The organism is Colwellia sp. D2M02, assembly GCF_018860755.1.
GTDB classification, from domain to species: domain Bacteria; phylum Pseudomonadota; class Gammaproteobacteria; order Enterobacterales; family Alteromonadaceae; genus Colwellia; species Colwellia asteriadis.
Map to the genome: position 1 here is coordinate 17,389 of NZ_JAHKPW010000042.1, position 23,409 is coordinate 40,797.

The following is a 23,409-nucleotide window of genomic DNA, read 5'->3' on the forward strand; positions in this document are numbered from 1 at the left end:
TGAACGGAACACTTAAAGCGGCCTTCAAATTATATATTAATGACTATACTTTAAAGCTAATCACCATCTCATTAAGTTCAATAGCAAAACTTGCTAAGCTCTCACTTGATTGTGCCGTATGTGAAGCACTATAAGTTGTTTCTTCAGCCATAATGTTAATTTGCTTAATCAACTCCCTTAATTGTTCAGTAGTTGCACTTTGCTCTTCTGTTGCCGTACTAATAACACTATTTAACTCCGTTACTTCAACCATTCCCTGTTGCATACGCTGAACTAATTGTCCTGCTTTTTTAGCTAACTCGACACTTTCATCAGCCTGCTTCTGACATTGCGTCATATTCATTACCGCCGCTTCAACTCCTTGCTGAATTGACTCAATAACCGAGGTAATGTTTCCTGTTGACTCTTGAGTGCGGCTTGCTAGCGTTCTTACTTCAGCAGCGACAACTGCAAAGCCACGGCCTTGCTCTCCAGCACGGGCAGCTTCAATAGCAGCATTTAAAGCGAGCAAATTTGTTTGTTCCGCAATACCTTGGATCACTGAAACAATCTCACCAATGTCATTACTCGCCTTTTTCAACTCAAGCATTTGTCCAGCGGAGTATTCAACTCGATCGCCTAAATTATTAATTGACGCAACATTATCATTTAGTACTCGAGCACAATCATTAGTTTCATCTGTTGCCTTACAAGTAGCGACTAACGCTATTTGCGTCGTTTCAGAGACCTCTTTGATAGCTAACACCATCCCATCGGCAGCATTATTAACACTGCTAATATCGCTACGTTGCGATGACATACCTTGATTAATTTGCTCAGTTACCGCTGAAAGCTCTTCTGCTTGAGTTGCTAAGCTACTAGATGAGTTAGATATTCCTAGCAACACCGCTCTAAACTCGCTCAACATGCTATTAAACGCACGTCCAATATCTGCAATTTCATCACTACCTTGCGCTTTTAACAACACAGTTAAATCATGTGTTTGGTTAACATCCACCATCACATTACGAATTTTATTCAGAGGTTTATAGATGTTTTGACTAATTTGATGAGATAACCACAAAGTCAATACGAGAAAAAGAGCCGAAAAAATAACTAAACGAATAGCACTATCCCAAAAGATTTCATCTACATCATCGAGGTATATTCCCGTACCAACAACCCACCCCCAAGGCTCAAATAAGCTCACGTATGAAACTTTATGTGTTGGAGTGGTTTTATTCGGCTTTACCCAATAATAGTCAACGTAGCCTGCCCCTTGAGCAGTCACTAAATTAACCATGTCTGTAAATAAATATACACCATTGGCATCACTAATATATTTGATGTTAGTGTTTAATAGCTTTTCCGATGGGTGAGCTAGCATAATGTAATCAAGACTATTAACCCAAAAATACTCTTGCTCGTCATACTTCATAGTAGCTATGGCTGCCAATGCATGTTTTTTTGCATCTTCCTCGCTAAAACTCCCTAACTGATACTGTTGATAGAAATACTTAATGGTATTTGATGCAGCCTCAGTCAAATGAGCGGTTTTAATATACCGATCCTCGACTAAGTTCTCATCTAAGGTTTGTATTGATACCCATACTACTGTGCCCAAACTTAATAATGTAACTAAAGTTAAAAGCAACAACTTATACTTAACTGTCAATTTATTTAACAACAACTTCATGTTTACTACCCATAGTGACTTCTAAAAATGCATGTTGAAAGTATTGAAATTAACGCATTAGGTTTTAACTTAGGATCCACCTTATATAACAAAAAAATTTATTTTATTACTGATATATACCAATACTTTATTTAACATTAAATTAACATTAATAAGGCTCTAGTATAATACCCAACTGTAAATAGAACTAATTATTATTTACATAAAACTTATAAAGAGAGAAAAAAGAAATAACAGCAATCCAAATCGAACCGTAACCGACTGATAATAAAAACAAACAAACCAAAAAATATAAAATATAACTTTGAGGTGATTTTCAAACTATAAATTGTCTGTACAAATTAACGCTTAGGCGATCACCTAATTATGTATAAAAATAAATCACGGTAACCTACCCCGTAAATATTGTGTTACATTATCACACCTTTATTGGCTCCATAAATATGAAGTTAGCAATAGTGATAAATGACACATTTTCACCTAAAAAGCTCATCATGTAATAGCTTCATCTTCATTAACATAAATCTGAAACGATCAACTTTTTACTTTTTTACGATAAAGCGTATAATGCGCGGCAATTAACAACTTGTAGAATTAATACTGATCCCCATGTCTAATACGCCTTTATCTGCCTTGCAAAAAACACAATTAATGAAGCTAGAAAAAAAGCTTCGACGCCATGTGGGTCAAGCCATATCCCAATACAATATGATTGAAGACGGTGATAAGGTCATGGTGTGTTTATCTGGGGGTAAAGACAGCTATGCAATGTTAAGTATTCTGATGTTACTTAAAGTATCTGCGCCTATTCACTTTGATATTGTTGCGGTTAACCTTGATCAAAAGCAACCTGGGTTTCCTGAGCATATATTACCTCAATATCTCAACGAGCTAGGTATTGAGTACCATATTGTTGAAGAAGACACTTACGGTATTGTTAAAGAGAAAGTTCCTGAAGGGAAAACAACCTGTAGTCTTTGCTCTCGTTTACGACGCGCAATATTATATAAAGTAGCGAAAAATATTGGCGCGACTAAGGTTGCATTAGGGCATCATCGTGACGATATGATTGAAACCTTAATGCTTAACATGTTTTACGGCGGTAAAATGAAAGCGATGCCAGCTAAATTAGTGTCTGATAATGGTGAGCATGTTGTTATTAGACCATTAGCCTTTTGTAAAGAAAGTGAGCTAATTCAATATGCGGCATTAAAACACTTCCCTATCATTCCTTGTAATTTATGTGGGTCGCAACCGAATATGCAGCGTCAGAATATTAAGAAAATGCTTAACGATTGGCACCAAGAGTTTCCGGGCCGTATTGAGTCAATGTTTACCGCAATGCAAAACGTTGTACCATCACATTTATGTGACAATGAGCTATTTAACTTTAGTGATATTAACAGTAATTCGGGAGTAATTAATGGTGGTGATACTGCTTTTGACGAGCCTGAATTGAACTTTAATGGAAGCGCTAAAGAGACTAAAATGCCCACGAATAAAACCGAGCAATTAACTATTATTGAAGTGCAATAACAGCTATAAAAAAAGCCTAACCCTTTATTTAATCAATATTGGGTTAAGCTCATACTTTTATCTGTTATTCACTATAACTCGTTGTATTATCAAAGTAAGTTGTTTCATCTTCAAAAAAGCGCTGATTGTGACGCAACATGTCAGTAATATCTAACACATAGTCTGCACCTCGCTCCGAGTAAGGTAACAACCCTGTCGCTAATATTTCAGGTGCAATAGGCTCGTTATTCGCTCTTAACTGCGCTCTAATCGTTCTAAATACTTGATAAGCATTGTGGGTATTTATATTTCTAAAATATCCTCTTACTGCATCATCTACACTATCAAATGCTGCAACCTCATGCTTTGCTCCTTTGTTACGCCCATTAGGCACCATGCCACAATCTGGCTCGTAACACCAAATACCAAAAAAGTTTAATCCAATTCGAGAAAAACGAGAAGTGCCCCATGCCGACTCATTTGCCGCTTGCACCAAAACCAGTGGTAAAGGAATAATATCAACACGTACTAATAACTCATTTACTTTTTGCAAATTTGAGCGTGACTTTTTTAATCGATAACGCTTCGCTAATATTTGTAACTCAGCCTCTTCTTGCTCTGTTAACCCTAATTCTAAGGTCATTTGTTCAAGCCAATACTCTAGCTTAGTGCGGGTTGCTAAAATACGCTCATTTTGAGCAACAATCGCAGGGGTAATAAAGTCAAAGAATTGTGCCTTTTTAGTTGAGACATCTGCAATGGCAGCAAAGTCTGGTAAATCGACATTATGTAACGGTTGCTCTACCACTTTTTTAACTGTTTTTTTATTTTCACGACTTTTTTGTCGTTCTTTGTCTTGACTTTGCTGCTCTGCTATAAGCCTTTTTGCTAAACTACTTTCAGCATTATCCGGCACTAAAAAAGTGAAAGGTGCTAACAGTGTTACCACCAAAAAGGCCAAAAAGCTTAACCACAAAAATAACTTAATCAATATAAACTCCTTTAAATATTTTTAAGCTGAAAACGTACCGTTTGAGCCGTTTGAGTCATCCGAATCAGAAGCTTTAGTTGACTCTGGTGTAGAAGAGTTTAACTCCCTTGAGTTAACATTATCTTCTCTATCTTTAGTCTTTACCGCAAATATCTCACGGTAGAGTATACCTTTAACGTTATAATACAACGGTGCTAAAAACGTCATACCAAACAAAAATAACATAATAGCAACAGGTCCAATCGCCGAATCAGCCAACAATGCCACTGGCATAGCCAAAACAAGTAATGCTATAAACAAAAATAAATACAATCTAAATATTTGAAAGAACTTGAAACGCAATGACAAAACAGACACTTTTATTGCTGCTAATGGCGATAGTTTTTTATCAACAACCAATGGAATCGTTAATGATAAAAGCACGGCTAAAATGATACCGGGCACCATATATAATTGAAAACCTAAGCCAACTAATATCGATGTTAACAATGCGCATAAAGCAACCCAGCTACCACGTTGCAAGAAAGAAAACACCATAATAGCGCGTGTTTCTTGTCCGCGAGCATGCAAAACCCCCATCATTTCAACACCAGCAAGAAATGGCCAAATAACAATGGTAACTACGATATTTAGAATACTCATCGCGTTTTGATCTTTTAATACCGCTTCAATGCCGCCCATCAAATTACTAGCAGTTAACGAAACTAGCGTACCAAGTAATAAAATAAAACATAGACCGATATTAATCGACATTCTACTCTGTAATGTTTTCTGCCATGCTTCTTTAAATATCGCATTAACATCAACGATATAATTACCCGTTAATGCATTTTTCAACAGGGAGCATTCTAACTCTTTACTATTTTTTTCTGACAATGTAACTAACCTTATTTAACTAAAACAGCTTAACAAAAACAGCGCTAGCAACGTGCCTATGATTAATAAAACACATTTTACCAGCAACATATTGTATATGCGCGTAAGCTTTATTCAATAATATCAATATCTATCATACATACACACTAAGTACATTGTACTAACTTAAATCACTTAACACTAACTGTATGGCAAGTATAAAAAGCACTACCCCCATCAGTCTATCGAATAAATAGCCTTTACGAGCAAGTAACTTTCTCACTTTATCTTGTGTTAATAAATACGACAAAAAGCAAAACCAGCTACCCGTAGCGATCACCAAATAAAGCCCATAAATTAATTTGATACCTAATGGTGTGTCAGGCGCAATAACCACTGAGAATAAACTAACAAAAAACAACGTTGCCTTAACATTTAAACCGTTAATTAAAAAGCCAGTAAAGAAAGCCTTTTTAGCGGATGGCGGTTGCTCTACATCCGCTGGATGCGTTAGCTCTGTTTGAGTTAACTTATCTTCTTGCATTACTTCTGCTGGTTTTTCAGCACGAATACAATGCCAAGCGATATAACAAAAATAAGCAGCAGCTATATACTTTAATGCCGTAAATAAGCGCTCATCACTCGCAATAAGTAACCCAATACCGACTAATGAATAAGTCACATGTAAAATAATACCTGCAGCAATACCTAAACTGGTATACATGGCAACTTTACGGTTATAACGAATGCTTTGTTTTAGCACAATAGCAAAGTCAGGACCTGGGCTGGCTACAGCAAGAAAATGCACAACAACAATAACTAAAAATTGTTCAAAATACCCCATACACCCCGTCACTCAAAAATAGGCTAAAAATAAAAGGGTATTCTACCTGAGAAGCCAATAAAGACGTAATTAATCTTTAAAATTACAACTTATCATTTTATTTAATTCTTTTTGCGCATCATAAAAATAATAATAAATCACAAATGAACAGGGTCAGATGCACGACTCTCTTCATGAGTTACCTTAGGGTTATTTACTTGCTTTAACGCGTTAAGTATTTGACGATAAAAACGCCACGTTTCATCAAATGAATCAAATTGATAGGTTTTCCCACAATAGCTTGCTTTCATCTCAACACCTCTACAAACATGATTTGAGCAACTATTGTATGAAAAATAAAAATTCATACTTAACTAAAGTGTTATTTGAATGTGCAAAATCGTTATCGATAATATGTAGGCTCGTGCTAATTTTGCGGGTGTTTTTGATGAATCATTTGCAAGACTTGCTCAAAATAATCGCTACCTTTTTTCTCAGCTAAAGCAATATTATTTTCAGGTATTTTTTCAGGTTCTTTATAAACCGACAATACTTTTTCCATACTGGCTTCTCGAATAATATGCAGCATAGGGTAAGGTGAACGGTTAGTGAAATTACTCGGTTCATTAAAATCTTCACCGGCAAAGCAATACTCGGGGTGCATAGTGGCTAACTGAAATATCCCTTCAAAACCCGATTCAATCAATAAATCATTAGCATAGTCAACTAAGTCTAAGTAGCGTTCAAAGTGTCTGAAACCATCATTATAAACAATCAGTGTTGTTTCAATTTCATCATGCTTTTGTAAATAATGACACTGTTCAATAAACTCATGCAATGCTGGTTTCACTTGAGATGTAGCTGATTGATGGTAATAAATAGTGTTATTAACAAACTCTTTTTTAGCAAAGGGACAAAAGTTTAAGCCGATAATAATTTCAGCTAACCATGCTTTAGTTGCATCAATAGCAGGTGAATAGTTGTTTTTACTTGTCATGCTTATTTCGCTTTATACGTTGTTATGTTTCAGATTGTTGTAAGCGCCACATTTTACTATATTGCCCCTGCATTGCTAATAGTTGCTGGTGTGTACCTTGCTCAACAATAGCACCTTTAGCCATAACTAAAATATTATCACTATCAACAATGGTTGAAAGCCGATGTGCAATCACTACACTAGTACGATTTTTAGCTACATCATTAATGGCTTTAAGTATTGCCTGCTCTGAATGGCTATCAAGTGATGAAGTGGCTTCATCAAACACTAATATTTGTGGATTTTTCAAAATAGTACGCGCAATCGCCACACGTTGTTTTTCACCACCTGACAATTTTAAACCACGCTCACCTACTTTAGTTTCAAGCCCATCAGGTAAACTCGCCACAAAGTCAGCTAAGTGAGCCATTTCTATCGCTTTTAATACCTGCTCTTTAGTTGCTGTTATGCAACCATATTGAACATTATTAAACAAAGTATCGTTAAAAAGTACCGTATCTTGAGGGACGATACCTATCTGCTTTCGTAAAGAGTGCTGCGACACATCACTGATATTTTGCTCATTAATACGAATCTCACCACCGGTAACCTCATAAAAGCGAAAAAGCAGTTTAACTAAGGTCGACTTCCCTGAGCCACTTTGACCAACAATGGCTACTTTTTGCCCGGCTTTGATCATAAATGACAGCTCGTTAATAATTGGCCGCTTTACCTCATATGAAAATGAGACGTTATCGAAACAAATAGTTGCTTGGCTAGCGTCATGATTAGTGCCGGATTGGTTGAGTAATAGTTCGCTAGCATTGTCGCGATCGCTAATTTTTGCCGTTTGCCCTAACAATGAAAATAAGTTTTCAATATTCGCTAAGGAGCCTTTAATTTCACGATAAACAAAACCTAAAAAGTTTAGTGGCATAAATAATTGCATCATAAAGGCGTTAATTAATACAAAGTCACCTAAACTCATTTTCCCTTCGCTCACTTTTACCGCAGCGAGTGCAAGCATTGAAGTCATTGCGATAGCAATAATCAGAGCCTGACCACCATTAAGCGCAAATAAAGATAGGCGGTTTTTTATTTTGGCTTGCTCCCAACTAGCAAGTTGCTGATCATAAGCTTGGGCTTCATATTCTTCGTTAGTAAAGTATTTAACGGTTTCATAATTAAGTAAGCTGTCAATCGCGCGGGTATTGCTAGACGAGTCAGCTTTATTCGCTTCCCTAACATAACGAGTTCTAAGTTCAGTCGCATAAACCGAGTACGCAATATAAGTTAAAATAGAGCCTAAGGTTATCAGAGCAAACCAAATGCCATAATTAACAAATAAAATGGTGACTACCATGACAATCTCAAGCAAGGTTGGCACAATATTAAACACCATAAAGCGCATTAAAAAGTTAATGCCTGAAGTGCCTCGATCAATATCTCGTGATAAACCACCAGTTTGCCGATTTAAATGAAAGTCTAAGTCGAGTTGGTGCAAATGCCTAAACACTTTCAAACCAATACGGCGAATAGCACGTTCAGTAACGCGGCCAAATAAGGTATCGCGAATTTCGGCAAGCACCACAATAGACAAACGTACTAAACCATAAGCAAGCACTAAACCCAATGGCACAATGGCTAAGGCTGAACTAGCAAGATCTTTATTGTCATTGGCATCCAAGGTATCAACAATATCTTTAAGAATGAATGGCAGATAAACACTCGCAACTTTGGTGAGTACTAAGCAAAGCATCGCTACAGCAATGCGCTTTTTATATTCAAAAAGATACGGCAGAATAAGTTTAAAGGCTTGCCAGTTTATAGTGTTTACTTCATGTTCTGGATAACTAGAGCGGCGCATGGCGTACTTTGCTTGAGAAGAAACACCTATAATAAGCCATAATCTAAATTTTCTAAAGGCGTTGCTTTTTTATTTGCTTCATTGTGAAACAATAAGAGCGAGTGTTAAAAATGGTATGAGCTATACAGAGCACTAACAGGAACTGTGTTTATATATCTTAAGGCGCTAAACCTTAAGGTTTAAATAAAAAAACCATACTAGCTTAGCTAGTATGGTTTTTTTGGTTGTCTAACCGCAATTACATCACCGTAATAACGATATTGTACTGTAGTAACCGAATGATTGGTTAAAGGGTAAAGTGCCAATACGAGTATTACGACTCGTCGCCATTACCTTCTTCAACACGACTCTTCAACTTTTGCCCCGGTCTGAATGTAACTACCTTACGGGCTGAAATTGGAATATCTTCACCGGTTTTAGGGTTACGACCAGGACGTTCGCTTTTTTGACGTAGGTCGAAGTTACCAAAACCAGAAAGCTTCACTTGTTCACCACTTTCTAAAGTTTCACGAATCTCTTCAAAAAAGATCTCAACCATTGCTTTTGCGTCGCGCTTGCTCAGCCCAACTTCTTCAAATAAATGTTCTGCTACTTCTGCTTTGGTAAGCGCCATTGCTTAGTCCCTCAGTGATGCATTTAACTCGGTTTTTAAGGTATCAACCACTCTATCGATAACATCAGTGATGTCTTTTTCTTCTAGAGTTTTATTGGTATCTTGTAGTACTAAGGCGATAGCTAAGCTCTTAAAGCCTTCTTCAACGCCTTGTCCTGTGTATACATCGAACAAGTTTAGATCAATTAAATAACTTCCGCCAACCTTTTCAACAAGTTGTAAAACTTTTTTTGCATCTACATCATCTTTTACTACTATCGCTAAATCACGACGGTTAGCAGGAAAACGAGAGATATCAGCGGCTGCGGGTATTTTTTGTACTAACACTTCTGATAACAATAGCTCAAAAACTAAGGTACGACCATTTAATCCTAATTTTCTTTCTAATTCAGGATGTAAGGCAGCAACATAACCCACTAAGTTACCATTTTTAGTAATTTTAGCCGTTTGACCTGGGTGTAATGCGGCAACTTCAGCTTTTGAAAATTCATAAGCATTGGCATCACTCGTCAGTGCAAGTAGCGCTTCAACATCACCTTTAATATCAAAAAAGTCTGTTGCGGCTTTTTCCATGCTCCAATGTTCATCAACACGTTGACCGCTAATAACACCGCTGAGCATGTTTTGTTGACGTACACCATTTTCTGCACTTGCATCAGGTACAAAACGTAAGCCACTTTCAAATAAGCGTACACGGCCTTGCTGACGGTTCTGGTTATACGCCATAGATTGCAATAACCCTGTCCATAAACTTAAGCGCATTACTGACATTTCTGATGAAATTGGGTGCGGTAATGTCATTACTGCTTCGTTAGGGTGAAGTAAACTTTGTACCTTAGGGTCAACAAAGCTATAAGTGATCGCTTCTTGATAATCACGATTAACTAAGGTTTGTTTTAATTTGGCAACCGATAGCTTAGCTTCTTTTTGCGCACGCATTCTTAATGTCGCGCTAGGCGCAATATTAGGAATATTGTTATAACCAAAAATGCGCGCAACTTCTTCAATTAAATCAACTTCAATTTTAATATCAAAGCGGTATGCAGGAACAACAACTTGCCATACTTTTTCAACACTTTCACCAGTTTGCGCTACAGCAAAACCTAAGCGCGTTAAAATTTCAGTTACTTGTGCATCTTCAATATGATGACCAATACGGCTATCTAGTTTTACGCGACGTAAACTTACCGCTTTAGTTTCTGGAATATCGGCTTCTGATTGCGCTTCAACAACGGGTCCTGCTTGACCACCAACAATGCTAATAAGTAGCTCAGTCGCTCGTTCTATTGCGTCATGTTGTAACGTTGGATCAATACCACGCTCATAACGATGTGAAGAGTCAGTGTGTAAACCGTATTGACGTGCTTTACCTAAAATTGCTAGTGGTGCAAAGAAAGCACTTTCTAAGAAAATATCGGTAGTACTTGATGTTACGCCAGACTCAAGACCACCAAAAATACCAGCCATAGCTAAGGCTTTCTTATCGTCAGCAATCACTAAGGTTTTTTCTTTTAACGTCACTTCATTTTCATCGAGTAATGTTAATTTTTCTTCGGCTTTAGCAAAACGTACATTAATGCTGCCATCAATTTTTGCTAAATCAAACGCATGCATTGGATGACCTAGCTCTAATAACACATAGTTAGTTACGTCTACTACAGGGTCAATTGAGCGTGTACCGCTTCTGCGCAGCTTTTCAACCATCCATAATGGGGTTGTTGCTGTCGGGTTAATACCTTTAATAACACGCCCTAAATAACGAGGACAGGCTTCAGTAGCTTCAATGTTAATTGCTAATACATCGTCAATAACCGGCGTTACGGCTGTAATTTCTGGTTCAGTCACTTCAAGTGAGTTAAGTACACCTACTTCACGTGCTAACCCTTTAATACCTAAACAGTCACCACGGTTAGCGGTTAAGTCGACATCAATAGTTACATCATCTAAGTCTAAATATTCACGGACACAAGTACCAAGCGGAGCATCATTTGCTAGCTCCATAATACCGTCTGAGCTTTCTGCTAAACCAATTTCAGACTCACTACATAACATACCAAATGATGGTACGCCACGTAGCTTAGCTTTTTTAATTTTAAAATCACCCGGTAATACAGCACCAACCGTTGCTACCGCAACTTTTAAGCCTAAGCGGCAATTTTTAGCGCCACAAACGATATCAACTAATTCGCCTTTTACTACAGTATCTGAGCTGTAGTCACCTAAGCTAATTTTCGTTACTTGTAATTTGTCTGCGTCAGGGTGAGGACCACATTCAACCACTTCACCAATAACCACACCACTAAATTGACCAGCAACCGGATCAACACCGTCAACTTCTAAACCAGCCATAGTAATTTGATGAGCTAATTCATCAGAAGAAAGCGCAGGGTTTACCCACTCACGTAACCAAGATTCACTAAATTTCATTATGGGTTTCCTACTTGAACTGTTTTAAGAAGCGAAGATCGTTTTCGAAGAATGCGCGTAAATCATTTACGCCATAACGCAGCATAGTTAAACGCTCTACCCCCATACCAAACGCAAAGCCGGTATACACTTCAGGGTCAATGCCAACACTACGTAATACATTAGGGTGAACCATGCCACAGCCTAATACTTCTAACCATTTACCATTTTTACCCATAATATCAACTTCAGCTGAAGGCTCGGTAAACGGGAAGTATGACGGGCGGAAGCGAATTTCCACTTCTTCTTCAAAAAAGTGATGTAAGAAGTCGTGTAAAATACCTTTAAGGTGAGTAAAGCTAACATCTTTATCAACCATTAAACCTTCAACCTGATGAAACATTGGTGTATGTGTTTGGTCGTAATCGTTACGGTAAACTTTACCAGGAGAAATAATACGTAATGGCGGTTTTTCAACTTCCATAGTACGAATTTGCACACCTGAAGTTTGTGTACGTAGCACTAACTTAGGGTTGAAATAAAAAGTATCATGATCTTGACGAGCAGGATGATGCTCAGGAATATTTAACGCATCAAAGTTGTGATAGTCATCTTCAACTTCAGGGCCATCTTTTACTTCAAAGCCTAAATCACCAAAAAAGCTCTCTATACGGGCAATAGTACGTGTTACTGGATGTAAACCACCAATTTGAGTTCCACGACCAGGCAAAGTTACATCAATTGACTCTGCGGCTAACTTTTGCTTAATTTCTTCTGCGCGTAACAACTCACCACGCTCGTTCAGTAATTTTTGTACTGCTTGTTTAGCAATATTAATTACTTGGCCCATTTTAGGTTTATCTTCTTTTGATAATTGACCTAAGCCTTTCATTTGCTCGGTAAATAATCCTTTTTTACCTAAAAAATTAACGCGCACTTGATCAAGCGCATTAGGATCTGTAGCGTCTTTAATGGCAGTTTCTGCCTGGGCTACAATGCCATCTATAGTGGTGGTGTCTAAACTCATGATTTCCTCTAAATCCAGGGTAAATAAACAGCAACAGTAAAAAGTTGAACCTGCTGTTTACAAAGAGATTAAGTCAAATAGTAAAAATGGAATAGATTTTACACGAAAAGTGATGATTATGTAGAGTAAATAGCGGATTTTTTGATGGTATAGCGCTATTTATAGAAAAGTATGACCTGTAATAGATAAGATATTTATAAGCCTGCTGCGTTCAGTATCGCAATAGGCATTAAACTAGCGGCGCTCTCTGTGGTCAACGCCATACCATGGCAGCAAAAAGCAACAAGTGAATTTTATGTTTTTTTTCTGTTGGTTATTGTTTTTTCATGCTTAGCTGTAACTGCATTATCTGTTTCACGCTTAACAAGAATAAAGGTGAGATACATTTTTGTCGGTAAGGAAAACACTAAACCCAAGGCAATACATACAGCGCTAATAATAATCCCTGTTACGCCCATCGCTTCCATGGTTTCACTGAAGTTGTGTAAATATATTCCTAAAAGCAATAAACACAAACCAATACCAATTGACGTTTTTAATAGTTTAATCAGCGTATCTTCATTCATGGCGACCTCACTTGAAATTACGAAATATTAATATGAAATTAATATTTCGCGCTAAAAAGTAAACATCATGCCAATACCAGTAGCATTTTCAGCTAAGCTTTGTGTTTGGGCTGCCAGCTTAGATCGATCACGTTTACTTTCGATATACAGATAAAAATCTTCATCCCAATGATATTTTGCACTTAAAATAAAATACTCTTTGTGATAACTGCCATCAGCGCCTAAATCAGGATGAGCACTTGAAAATGATGAATTATCTTTTAATGAGTTATAACCAATAATTAAAGAAATTTCATTTTCAAAACGATAGGCACTGAATAATTCTATACCGCTTGATTTTGCCATCACTTGACCTAAATCATTAATATCATGATTTTTCATTTCAGTGACAACCAGCGCGACGTGAAGACCAAGACTCCCATAAGGGCGATAGGTTAAATGAGCGGAGATCAATTCATCATCAACCGTTTCTGTTTTTAAACCATTAGCGGCCAAGCTGACTTTAGCAACGTTGTACGCTAAACCAAGGCCTAGCTCAAATGGTGCTTGGTAAATAACTGAAAATCCATAAGAGTTTTCAAAATTAAGCACCGCAGATAAATCTTTAACTCCTTCTCCAACCATATGTAAATTTTCATCAGAAGCTAAATACTGAACGCCAAAAGAAAACTGATGATAGTTGAGTTTATATTGCAACGCTTGTTCGGCGCGCCCAGTACCTGAAAATCCACCATCGGTACCAAAATTATAGGTACCTGAAGCTTCAGCACCAAATACTTAAAACCAGTCAGTTACACCACCAATATCGTAAGAAACACCCCACTGTTTACCTAAAGTGAAACGTCCGTAATCTTGGTGCTCTACACCAACAAAACCTTATCTTAACCATAAAGTATCACTACTAGGCCCGGTACTGGTTAAACCATTGTGATTGACAATAATACTATCATCAGTAGTAGAAAGTTGAACACCCCATTCTAACTTAGCAATAGCTTGCCAGTTATGTTTTATGTGATGTGATAGATCAAAATAAACGCGTGAAAAACCATCTGCAACTTGGCTAATATCATCGGCTTTTAAATAGTATGCTGACAAATTACCATTAAAGTCGGCCGTGATTTTTTCATCTTTATAGAGCTCTAATGCGCTACAAAGCGGTGAAAAAGTGCTTGCTGTAATGCTAACTACGCTAAAAAAACAGCTTTATTCATGATCTATCCTTATTTAATCTAGCGTGATTATTACACAGTGACACTTTTATTTTCAGCGTTAACTATGCTCAATAATGCTTCAACAGGGTGACGAGCATTTAATTCGCTAAAGCGTTTAACTTGCGAACGGCAAGAAAATCCTGTTGCTAGTATTTGCTCTGCTGATAATGCTTCAATTTTTCCTTGCCAACTTAACTCAAATAAGCCTTTTGAATTCGCTAGGTTATTTTTTTCATGACCGTAAGTTCCTGCCATACCACAACAACCAACGCTAACTTTTTCTAAGTTAAGACCAAAATACGAAAATATTTGTTGCCATTCATTCTCACTGTTCACTAGCGCAGTTTTTTCAGTACAATGCGCAAACAACTTAAAGTCAGGAACATTTTTTAGCGTAGATTTTGCTTTAAATTTTTCATCATTTTGAATAAAGGTTAGTAGCCATTCGTGCGCCAACAATACGTTAAAATCACCTCGTTGCTCCCCCAGGGTTTTACGATACTCGTCACGATAACAGAGCACCATAGAAGCATCCATGCCCAGCATAGGAATATTCAACACGGCAAGCTGATTTAAAAAATCACTGGTTGATTTTGCCGTTTTAGCGAAGCGCGCTAAAAATCCTTTAACGTGTTGCGCTTTACCATTAGGCTTAAATGGTAATAATATTGGCTCTAGCCCTAAGTTTTTAATGAGTGTCATCATGCTTTCAACCGTTTTAGCATCATAAAACGACGTAAACGGGTCTTGTACAATTAATACATAACCTTTGCGCTGATCTTCGGTCAGATTACGTAGTTTATCTAAGTCAAAACCACAAAAGCCTGCATTTTTTACTTGTTTTTTTAAGGTCGGTACACTCAATATTGGTGTATTAACATAACCAATAGTTTTTTCTGAAATTTTTTCATAAGCTTTAGTGTTAAGTACGCTGTTCACTAATTTTGGCGCTTTAGCCATTAGCGGCGCGAGTATTTCTACGTTCGCTACTAAGTGATCTTTCATCGGACGCGGATAGCGAGAGTGGTAAATATTGATAAAGCGCGATCTAAAGTCGGGCACGTCAACTTTTATCGGACATTGACTTGCGCATGCTTTACAAGCTAAACATCCTTGCATCGCTTCCATCACTTCATGAGAAAAATCGTCTTGGTTCTCTTCTTTTTTAAACAGTCCCGTTTTTAATTTGCCAATAGTGCCATCAAGTAGCTTTTTCACTGACCAGTGATTAACTTGCGTTTCAAGGGCTAAAATATCTACGCCCTGCTTTTCCAATAACCGCAGCCATTCACGCATAAGCCCTGCGCGTCCTTTCGGAGAATGACGTCGATCACGAGTAATTTTACTCGACGGACACATCGGGCTATCTGCGTCATAGTTAAAACATAAACCATTACCGTTACAATCCATCGCTGCAGTGAAAGACTCTTTCACTTGTATTGGAATTTGCCTATCAAAATAGCCTCGTTTAGTATCATCAACGCTCACCAACTGTTCAGCTGAATCAATTGGCGTACAGATTTTACCTGGGTTCATTTTATTAAACGGGTCAAAAGCGGTTTTTATTTTTCTGAGCTCAGTAAATAATTGCTCGCCGAAAAACTCAGGACCATATTCAGAGCGATAACCTTTACCGTGCTCGCCCCACATTAAGCCGCCATATTTTGCGGTCAGCTTCACGACTTGATCTGAAATCACACGAAGTAACTTTTCTTGCGCTTCATCACACATATCAAGCGCAGGCCTAACATGTAATACGCCCGCATCTACATGACCAAACATACCGTAATTAAGTTGATGACCGTCAAGTAAAGCTCTAAACTCTGCAATAAAATCGGCTAGGTTCTCTGGTGGAACAGCAGTATCTTCTGCAAAGGCCAATGGTTTTTGGCTGCCCTCAGTTTTACCTAATAAGCCAACCGCTTTTTTACGCATTGCATAAAGCTTGTTAATACTAGCGAGATCTGAAGTAACTTGATAACCAATAACACCGCCACTTTGCGCGCTGTCACCAGCAATTAATTCGTCAAGCTGCGTGGTTAATTCAGCAACTTGCGCTGCTAAACCTTCAATACTATCACCGTTATATTCAACAACGTTGAGGCCATCCATGACTTTATCTGGTACATCAGCAATTAAATCACTAACACTATGCCAAACAATATCTTGCTTCGCTAAATTTAATACCCTTGAGTCAATAGTTTCAACTGACGTAGCTTTTGCTTCAACTAAGGCTGGAGAGTGACGTAACGCCGAGTCAAAGCTATCGTACTTAATATTGATTAAGGTTTTAGCGACACGAATTGGATTAATATTTAATTTGGCCTCACAAACAAACGCCAGCGAGCCTTCAGACCCTGTGATCAAGCGCGATAAATCAAATATTGCTAGCTCGCCATTAGTATCACCTTTAGCTGTTTGCAACACGTTTTCAAGATCATAGCCCGTTAAAAAACGGTTCAAGCGTGGAAATTTTTCTAAAATGAGTGCTCGGTTATCTAAGCATGAAGCTAATACTTGTTTGGTAATTTGACCTAAAGTGGAGCCTTGCTCAGCGATTTGTTGCGCCTCAGTCAAGCTCATTGGCGCAGTACTAAGTAGCTCACCATTAGCTAAAACAGAGTCCAATGCCAACACATGATTTGAGGTTTTACCATAGACTAACGAGCCTTGCCCTGAAGCATCGGTGTTAATCATGCCGCCAATTGTCGCGCGATTTGACGTTGATAAATCAGGTGCGAAGAAAAAGCCATGAGGACGCAAATAATCATTTAACTGGTCTTTAACCACACCTGCTTCAACCCTCACCCACTTTTCAGCGACGTTGATTTCTAATACTTTATTCATGTATTTAGATAAATCAACTATCACACCTGGCGTTAAACTTTGACCATTAGTACCTGTACCGCCGCCACGAGCACTAAATTTAATCTCACGATATTCATCGTTATGAGTTAATAACGTTAAAATGACAATATCTTGTTTACTGCGCGGATGAATAACCAATTGCGGTAATTGCTGATAAATACTATTGTCTGTTGCCACTGCCAAGCGAGCGCTATAACTCGCATTAACATCACCACTAAAGTTGTTTTTATTCAAGTCGTTAACAAAATTTTGGTATAACGGCGGTAAGTGTTCTTGATGACTAATATATGGAAGCATAAGGTAAAAATTAAAACAGGACAGTAGCTCGAGTATATCACGCTAAAACTGAATTTTTACTCTAAAAACGAATAAATTCACCTTGTTAATGATATTTTTCACGCTTTTATGAATTTATATTTACCAATAGTGAATAATACCTTTAATTAAATGTCGTGTTGTTGATAGTCCATTACAACGCTTTACGCTAAATTAAAGGTCATTTTCTAACGTTGTAAGCGAACAATTTAATAATTTGCCAAAATGAATAACAACAAGATAAGTTTTTAGCTGCTAACGCTAGTTCAATACTCTGCTACAGCAATGAGCAATGTTAATGAAAACAGCTAAAAATAATTATAGTTGCCATTGTTTACTGATGACTTTCAATGTAGCGAGCACGCTTTTTACGCAATAACTTATCAAGATCAACGACGACTAAACCATCAACACAATCATTAAAGTCAGGGTCGATATTAAACGCTGAAAAGCTCACACCATCATCTTCACACAATGCTGAATATTGCTTATAAAGCGTTGGTACGCTAACGCCTAAGTTAGCTAACAAGTGCTTCATTGTGATAAAATCTTTCTCTTTATCGTTACCGTCAAAGCTTGACAGCCATTGCTCTTGCACTACTTCACTCAATTGAAAAGGTATTTTCGCCTTAGCTAATTGCTGCTCACTTTTAAAGTAGTGTTGATAATAGTGAATGAGTAAATTTTTCGCAGTATTTGGTAAAGTATTACTGATACTAACAGGACCAAATAAAAAGCGATATTGTGGGTTTCTAGCGACAAAAGCCCCAATTCCTACCCATAAATAATCTAAGCTGCGCTTGCCCCAGTATTTAGGCTGGACAAAGCTACGTCCTAACTCTAATCCTTGGGCAAAAATGGCATTCATATGTGGCTGATAATCAAATAACGTTTTGGTATACAAGCCGTAAGACTCGGGATCATCAATTAATTTTTGACTTTCACCAAAGCGATAAGCGCCAGCAATCTCTAAATCGTCATCATCCCATAAAATTAAATGCAGGTAATGTTGATCATAACAATCAATATCGCGTCGTTGTCCACTGCCCTCACCAACTAAACGAAACGACACTTCACGCAAGCGACCTATTTCACGCATAATGGGTGAGCTGCTTTCATGTCGATAAAGTAAAATGGTTTTGCCGTCGGCAGTTTTACCGAGCTGCTCACATTCATTAATCGCCATTCTAAGCTCTGCGCGATTTTCGGGGTGAGCAATAGCTTTTTCAGTTTTTAATATTTCGGCCTTGTTATAACCAATATTATACAAGTGCTTTTTAAAAAGTTTAGCCTTACTCGCCAACGGAATTTTTAGCGCATCGTAATGTTCAAACGGAATAACATTGCCAATTTTAATATTCATACGTTTGTGTGCTTGTTTAAACATTTCTTTGATTAAAAACAAGGTAGATAACGGCTTATAAATACTTGATACCGCATAAAATAATGCTGAGTTTCTCGCATCAATGTAAACCGGTAAAATAGGGGAATTCGTTGCGCTAGCAAAATGTAAAAAGCCTTTATGCCAACTACCGTCTCTAATGCCAGCGGGGCTAATGCGTGATACTTCTCCCGCAGGAAAAATAATAACAGCCCCCTCATTATTGAGGTGCTGATAAATCGCATCGAGGTTTTGTTTCGCAGTATTACCCGCCATATTATTCACCGGCAATAAAATATTGCGCAGCGGTTTAACATTCATCAGTAAGTCATTGGCAATCACTTTAAAATCTGAGCGTATTTCACTAACCATTTTAATTAACGCAGCGCCATCTAAGGTGCCAATGGGGTGATTGGCAATAATAACAACACGACCATTGGCTGGTATTTTTTCTCTATCTTTATCACTGATGCAGTAACCAAAATCAAAATGGTCAAGAATGGTTTCAGCAAAATCGACCCCTTTAGCGTGTGGGTATTTTCGCTCAATTTCAACTAACGCTTGTTCGTGTAATAAATAACGTAAAATAGTTTTCACGCTTTTGCTCACCAATGACTGGTGATTCATCTTAGGGAGTTTCTCAGTAACGACTTGGTCAACATTGAACATATTGCTTTCTCCACAAGTGGATAACTTTTCAAGTTAAGTTCCACTGTAATCAAGCTATATGGCTTATATTTGACATTTACTTGACAAATTTATGACAGACTTTGATGGCCACGTCTTTAAATAACCGGTAGAGACGTTATAAAGCGTGACTATTTAACCTGAACTAGGTTTAAGAGATATTTAGTAAATCGTTATGCTGTGTGGCTACGCTACTACTTTAGGTTAACTGGCGTAATGATAACGAATGTCATTTTGCGACATTAAGTAGAAAAAAACATCTAATGTAAATGTGGGATATTTTCTCTTTCTGAGCTGGGTGCCCCCAAGTTTTGTATGAAACTAGTCCTTTAATTTATAACCTCATATTCCAAATCGAAAAAGTTCTTTTCTGATAACTTAGCTCTTCTTAATTCTATCGTTGTTAGATTATCATTAAGCTCTGTAATGATGCTTTGTATCAACTTTATTGTACTTTCTGGGAACTTATAACCTACCGTAATACTTTTGATGTAAACACTAGCTTTATTAACGTTTTTGTTTGGATAACTGGCTTTTTGATAATAAATTTTATCCCTCTTATATGCAAAAAGCCTAACCTCCTTCTCATATGACCAATCTTTATTTTTAGTAAGCATATATTGGTTGAATAAGTAGTGTTCTTTTTCTTTATATCTCTTAGTGGTATTTGAGTAATTCACTTTATCAATCCCTGCACCATCAGGTAATTCACCTTCAAAACAGTATTCCACCATTAGACCTGTGTGATTTTCTGCATAATGCGACCACATTAGCATCGAATTTTCATTATTTGAAAAAGAAGCAAGTCTGAATTCTGGCTTCAAATATGAGTGTTCCCTCTCTGCGGTCAAGCTGCTGAATGGCAGTTCTATTGGGTCATTGAGTTGTTCAGAAGACGCCAAATAAAAATATTTATTGACTAAGGCGTCCAAAGTAAACTGATTGAATGGATAATATTTATACAGTGAACGCCCGTTCTCTGCTGTAAATAAGTCATATCTAAAATAACTAGCTATAGAAGTATTAAAATCATCTATATATTCATTGTACAGGGACTCTGTTATAGGCTGCTTCGAGCGATTTAAGCAAGATAGATAATTGGCTATAATCACATCGTTTAGTTCACCAGTGGACTTCATTAAATCGAGTGCCGATGTATAATGTGCTAATGCAATATTAGCATCCCCTTGTTTTTCAAAACATACTGCAAGCATATTAGACACGGAAATAGAAGGTTCCAATTCTATTAATAACGACCTTGCTTCCTCGTACTTGTTAATTTCAATTAAATAATATGCCAACCTAGTTTTATCTTTTTCATTTAAAGGATCTTCAGCGGCATTCAACTTTAATATTTCGGTATTGGTGAGGTGTAAGTCCCATTCGTCCTTTAGTAATTTAAGCCTTTCTACTAATAAGTCATGCATATAATGAGTTAACAAGCTGTCATGACTGAGGTATTCCTCAGCCTCTCGAAATAACTCCCAATTTTCAATTGGATGGAGCTCTTGTTTATCAACAAAATAAGCTTGTGATGCCTTTATATTTCTTAATATCAAATAGGCCAGATATAATGGGTTGCAAGTAGATTTTCTAAAAAAATTCTGTTTATTGACGACTACTTCATACTCTTCATTTACTTCATAGCCTAAATATAGCGATGAAATTATGTGGTATAACCGTTGTTGGTTATTAATATCTCTTGGTTCATCAATTTCTTCTACTAAGGAGATAACATCATTATATTCTTCAGCTTCAAATGCACTTTTTATGATTGCATCTTTAGTTGGGTTTACTTTTCCTTTTTTTGCTTCAACCTTCACTTCTTCGTAAATACGCTTATAGTTCCCCTCTAAATATTTAACGCGTTCAAAGTAGTTAGATTTTTTAACAGCGTATTCGTAATCAATACATTGTTTATCAAGGTACAAATCGAGAATGCTTTTACTAACCCACTCTTTTTCATTAATGACTCTAATACCATATTCGAATTCCTCTAGATGAAAGCAGCAAATCATGAGCAAGTCATGATAATGATCCACTTTATCATCAAGACATATTTCTTTTAATTTCCGCCAATCTGATTTATTAAAATTTGTATCGATGATATGAGGCGCATATACTTTGAGGAGGTTGTGTGAAACTAGTTCGAACAAATTCGCTTCATAATTGATTTTGATTGTTGCTAAAAAATAAGAGCTATCTTTAGTTAGATCGAAGAGGTTCCACAGTGTATGCGCATTTTTATCGTCATACTTTAGTGATTCATTGAAATAATATGTCGCAATCTCACGCTCATTAGGATAATAAAAAAGCTTACGAGCAATGTCTCCCAAATAGCTGTACGAGGAAGCATAGCTCCCCTTTTCTTGTAAAATTTTTTTGAAAACTTCAATGGTATCTTTACCTTTCAAATCAAGTAAGAAAAAGTAAAGGCCTAGATTAATACTATCCTCAGCCCAAACTTTTTCGTTGGATAGGTATTCTAAACTTGCAAATTTTTTGTTTCTAAAATAATTCTTTATTTGGCTATCCATTCCGTACCCTTTGATTAGGTTAACGTTCAATTTACTGCTTCCAACAACAGCTTTGGTGGATTTACGGCTATCCATATAAATCTAACTTCAAATATTGAAGAGCCGCTCTTAGAACAGAAGAGACTAAATCAAAGTAAAAACCGTTTAATGTAAGGCTAAAACTTCCAAGCAATTTCATTTCTGAGTTTTTCGACTAAGGTCACTTGCGGGCCGGCTACGGCATAATACACTATGGTTTGCTCGCTTTGTGTAAAACACTTTAGCGCCGCTCTATTATCGTTAAAGTTACCATACGTATAATTGCCATTTTGTACCACGGATTTAAAACCGAGTGAATTGAGAATACTTTGGCTTTTCTGTGCGCATAACTCAACCGACTCAGGTAGCGCCTTGTGCCCTGACCATAAATGTGGCGCGTAAGTTTTAGGTACCGTCACTATGGTATGTTGAGTTTTTACGGTTGTAGGGGCTGTCGCCTGCTTATTATTTTTTATCTCGGTTTTTTTTGGCTCTGGCTTTGGATTTTCTTCCGTTGATATTGGTGCTGTTGACTTAGATGAGCAACCTATCATTAATACTAAAGGTAATAACATTAACGTTTTCATAAAATATCCTTATTAACGTGTTTGTGCATTTTATTGTAATTGTCTGTTAGCTGAATTATATACCCCTTACGGTGGCAAGCTTTAGCTCAAACTTGCTAATACTTCAGCGGGTATTGGTTGTAAACGTTTGTCTTTATCTAAACAGACCATTTCTATATCTGCTATTACGGCCGCTTTGGTGCCATTAGGTCGCCATACTTCTTGACGCCATAGTGTTTTGTATTTGCCATCAAAACTATAACGGGTACGAATATCACAAATTTCAGCAAACTCAACACCGTCTTGAAAAATCATATTCGCTTTATATACTGCAAAACCAAGCCCTTGCTCGTTCCATAGTTTGGCGAGTTTGTCACTGTCAATTACATGTTCACGGGCACGTTCAAAGTATTTTAAAAAGTTAGGGTGATACACCACACCAGAATGGTCGGTGTCTTCATAATAAATTTGTACGGGATGATGAAAAACTTTAGTCACAATATTTCCTGATA

At 37.2% G+C, this 23,409-nt stretch carries 19 protein-coding genes; 1 reads left to right on the forward strand and 18 read right to left on the reverse strand.

Translation table 11 applies throughout. The annotated features are described in order from the left end of the window. Window positions 1–43: 43 nt before the first annotated feature. Window positions 44–1,675 carry a methyl-accepting chemotaxis protein gene (locus KO495_RS06485; protein WP_215979588.1) on the reverse strand — a complete coding sequence of 544 codons (1,632 nt, stop codon included), beginning with the start codon at window positions 1,673–1,675 and terminating at the stop codon, window positions 44–46. 609 nt (window positions 1,676–2,284) lie between these two features. Between KO495_RS06485 and ttcA the strand changes: the two genes are divergently transcribed. After that, complete coding sequence (gene ttcA, locus KO495_RS06490) at window positions 2,285–3,211, forward strand: tRNA 2-thiocytidine(32) synthetase TtcA (RefSeq protein ID WP_215979589.1); 927 nt, start codon at window positions 2,285–2,287, stop codon at window positions 3,209–3,211. Between the two features lie 64 nt (window positions 3,212–3,275). Here ttcA and KO495_RS06495 read toward each other — a convergent pair whose 3' ends face one another. The 17 genes from KO495_RS06495 to KO495_RS06575 all read right to left on the reverse strand — a co-directional run bounded on the left by KO495_RS06495 (window position 3,276) and on the right by KO495_RS06575 (window position 23,395). Then, the gene (locus tag KO495_RS06495; RefSeq protein WP_252738841.1) at window positions 3,276–4,181 is read right to left on the reverse strand and encodes a glucosaminidase domain-containing protein; all 906 of its coding nucleotides are present in this window, start codon (window positions 4,179–4,181) and stop codon (window positions 3,276–3,278) included. A 21-nt stretch (window positions 4,182–4,202) separates the two neighbouring features. Then, a complete protein-coding gene (locus KO495_RS06500) occupies window positions 4,203–5,057 on the reverse strand; it encodes a hypothetical protein (RefSeq protein ID WP_215979590.1) in 855 nt (284 codons plus the stop codon). Between the two features lie 160 nt (window positions 5,058–5,217). Continuing rightward, on the reverse strand, window positions 5,218–5,880 hold the full coding sequence (locus KO495_RS06505) for a LysE family translocator (protein ID WP_215979591.1): 663 nt from the start codon (window positions 5,878–5,880) through the stop codon (window positions 5,218–5,220). 137 nt (window positions 5,881–6,017) lie between these two features. Continuing rightward, window positions 6,018–6,170 carry a hypothetical protein gene (locus KO495_RS06510; RefSeq protein WP_215979592.1) on the reverse strand — a complete coding sequence of 51 codons (153 nt, stop codon included), beginning with the start codon at window positions 6,168–6,170 and terminating at the stop codon, window positions 6,018–6,020. 116 nt (window positions 6,171–6,286) lie between these two features. After that, window positions 6,287–6,856 carry a DUF1415 domain-containing protein gene (locus tag KO495_RS06515; RefSeq protein WP_215979593.1) on the reverse strand — a complete coding sequence of 190 codons (570 nt, stop codon included), beginning with the start codon at window positions 6,854–6,856 and terminating at the stop codon, window positions 6,287–6,289. 22 nt (window positions 6,857–6,878) lie between these two features. Then, on the reverse strand, window positions 6,879–8,702 hold the full coding sequence (locus KO495_RS06520) for an ABC transporter ATP-binding protein/permease (protein ID WP_215979594.1): 1,824 nt from the start codon (window positions 8,700–8,702) through the stop codon (window positions 6,879–6,881). A gap of 313 nt (window positions 8,703–9,015) precedes the next feature. Then, window positions 9,016–9,315 carry an integration host factor subunit alpha gene (locus KO495_RS06525; protein ID WP_215979595.1) on the reverse strand — a complete coding sequence of 100 codons (300 nt, stop codon included), beginning with the start codon at window positions 9,313–9,315 and terminating at the stop codon, window positions 9,016–9,018. Between the two features lie 3 nt (window positions 9,316–9,318). Then, window positions 9,319–11,742 carry a phenylalanine--tRNA ligase subunit beta gene (gene pheT / locus KO495_RS06530; RefSeq protein ID WP_215979596.1) on the reverse strand — a complete coding sequence of 808 codons (2,424 nt, stop codon included), beginning with the start codon at window positions 11,740–11,742 and terminating at the stop codon, window positions 9,319–9,321. Between the two features lie 10 nt (window positions 11,743–11,752). After that, a complete protein-coding gene (gene pheS / locus KO495_RS06535; RefSeq protein WP_252738842.1) occupies window positions 11,753–12,748 on the reverse strand; it encodes a phenylalanine--tRNA ligase subunit alpha in 996 nt (331 codons plus the stop codon). 293 nt (window positions 12,749–13,041) lie between these two features. Next, window positions 13,042–13,314, reverse strand: a complete 273-nt coding sequence (locus tag KO495_RS06540; protein ID WP_215979597.1) for a hypothetical protein — start codon at window positions 13,312–13,314, stop codon at window positions 13,042–13,044. 51 nt (window positions 13,315–13,365) lie between these two features. Continuing rightward, window positions 13,366–14,010 (reverse strand): hypothetical protein, encoded by a 645-nt coding sequence (locus KO495_RS06545; protein WP_252738843.1) that lies wholly within the window; start codon window positions 14,008–14,010, stop codon window positions 13,366–13,368. A gap of 180 nt (window positions 14,011–14,190) precedes the next feature. After that, a complete protein-coding gene (locus tag KO495_RS06550) occupies window positions 14,191–14,409 on the reverse strand; it encodes a hypothetical protein (protein ID WP_215979598.1) in 219 nt (72 codons plus the stop codon). Between the two features lie 146 nt (window positions 14,410–14,555). Further along, on the reverse strand, window positions 14,556–17,690 hold the full coding sequence (locus tag KO495_RS06555) for an FAD-binding and (Fe-S)-binding domain-containing protein (RefSeq protein WP_215979599.1): 3,135 nt from the start codon (window positions 17,688–17,690) through the stop codon (window positions 14,556–14,558). Window positions 17,691–18,042: 352 nt separating this feature from the next. Beyond that, window positions 18,043–19,758 carry a lysophospholipid acyltransferase family protein gene (locus KO495_RS06560; protein WP_215979600.1) on the reverse strand — a complete coding sequence of 572 codons (1,716 nt, stop codon included), beginning with the start codon at window positions 19,756–19,758 and terminating at the stop codon, window positions 18,043–18,045. A 347-nt stretch (window positions 19,759–20,105) separates the two neighbouring features. Beyond that, window positions 20,106–22,388, reverse strand: coding sequence for a DUF2971 domain-containing protein (locus tag KO495_RS06565; protein WP_215979601.1), 2,283 nt, complete (start codon window positions 22,386–22,388; stop codon window positions 20,106–20,108). Between the two features lie 80 nt (window positions 22,389–22,468). After that, window positions 22,469–22,918: a hypothetical protein gene (locus KO495_RS06570; RefSeq protein WP_215979602.1), complete on the reverse strand. Its 450-nt coding sequence runs from the start codon at window positions 22,916–22,918 to the stop codon at window positions 22,469–22,471. A gap of 81 nt (window positions 22,919–22,999) precedes the next feature. Next, a complete protein-coding gene (locus tag KO495_RS06575; protein WP_215979603.1) occupies window positions 23,000–23,395 on the reverse strand; it encodes a thioesterase family protein in 396 nt (131 codons plus the stop codon). Window positions 23,396–23,409: the final 14 nt, after the last annotated feature.

Excerpts from the sequence above, each read along its gene's own strand:
- KO495_RS06485 (WP_215979588.1), bottom strand. The coding sequence starts at position 1,675 with ATGAAGTTGTTGTTAAATAAATTGACAGTTAAGTATAAGTTGTTGCTT.
- ttcA (WP_215979589.1), top strand. The coding sequence starts at position 2,285 with ATGTCTAATACGCCTTTATCTGCCTTGCAAAAAACACAATTAATGAAG.
- KO495_RS06505 (WP_215979591.1), bottom strand. The coding sequence starts at position 5,880 with ATGGGGTATTTTGAACAATTTTTAGTTATTGTTGTTGTGCATTTTCTT.
- KO495_RS06510 (WP_215979592.1), bottom strand. The coding sequence starts at position 6,170 with ATGAAAGCAAGCTATTGTGGGAAAACCTATCAATTTGATTCATTTGAT.
- KO495_RS06515 (WP_215979593.1), bottom strand. The coding sequence starts at position 6,856 with ATGACAAGTAAAAACAACTATTCACCTGCTATTGATGCAACTAAAGCA.
- KO495_RS06520 (WP_215979594.1), bottom strand. The coding sequence starts at position 8,702 with ATGCGCCGCTCTAGTTATCCAGAACATGAAGTAAACACTATAAACTGG.
- KO495_RS06525 (WP_215979595.1), bottom strand. The coding sequence starts at position 9,315 with ATGGCGCTTACCAAAGCAGAAGTAGCAGAACATTTATTTGAAGAAGTT.
- pheT (WP_215979596.1), bottom strand. The coding sequence starts at position 11,742 with ATGAAATTTAGTGAATCTTGGTTACGTGAGTGGGTAAACCCTGCGCTT.
- pheS (WP_252738842.1), bottom strand. The coding sequence starts at position 12,748 with ATGAGTTTAGACACCACCACTATAGATGGCATTGTAGCCCAGGCAGAA.
- KO495_RS06540 (WP_215979597.1), bottom strand. The coding sequence starts at position 13,314 with ATGAATGAAGATACGCTGATTAAACTATTAAAAACGTCAATTGGTATT.
- KO495_RS06555 (WP_215979599.1), bottom strand. The coding sequence starts at position 17,690 with ATGCTTCCATATATTAGTCATCAAGAACACTTACCGCCGTTATACCAA.
- KO495_RS06560 (WP_215979600.1), bottom strand. The coding sequence starts at position 19,758 with ATGTTCAATGTTGACCAAGTCGTTACTGAGAAACTCCCTAAGATGAAT.
- KO495_RS06565 (WP_215979601.1), bottom strand. The coding sequence starts at position 22,388 with ATGGATAGCCGTAAATCCACCAAAGCTGTTGTTGGAAGCAGTAAATTG.
- KO495_RS06570 (WP_215979602.1), bottom strand. The coding sequence starts at position 22,918 with ATGAAAACGTTAATGTTATTACCTTTAGTATTAATGATAGGTTGCTCA.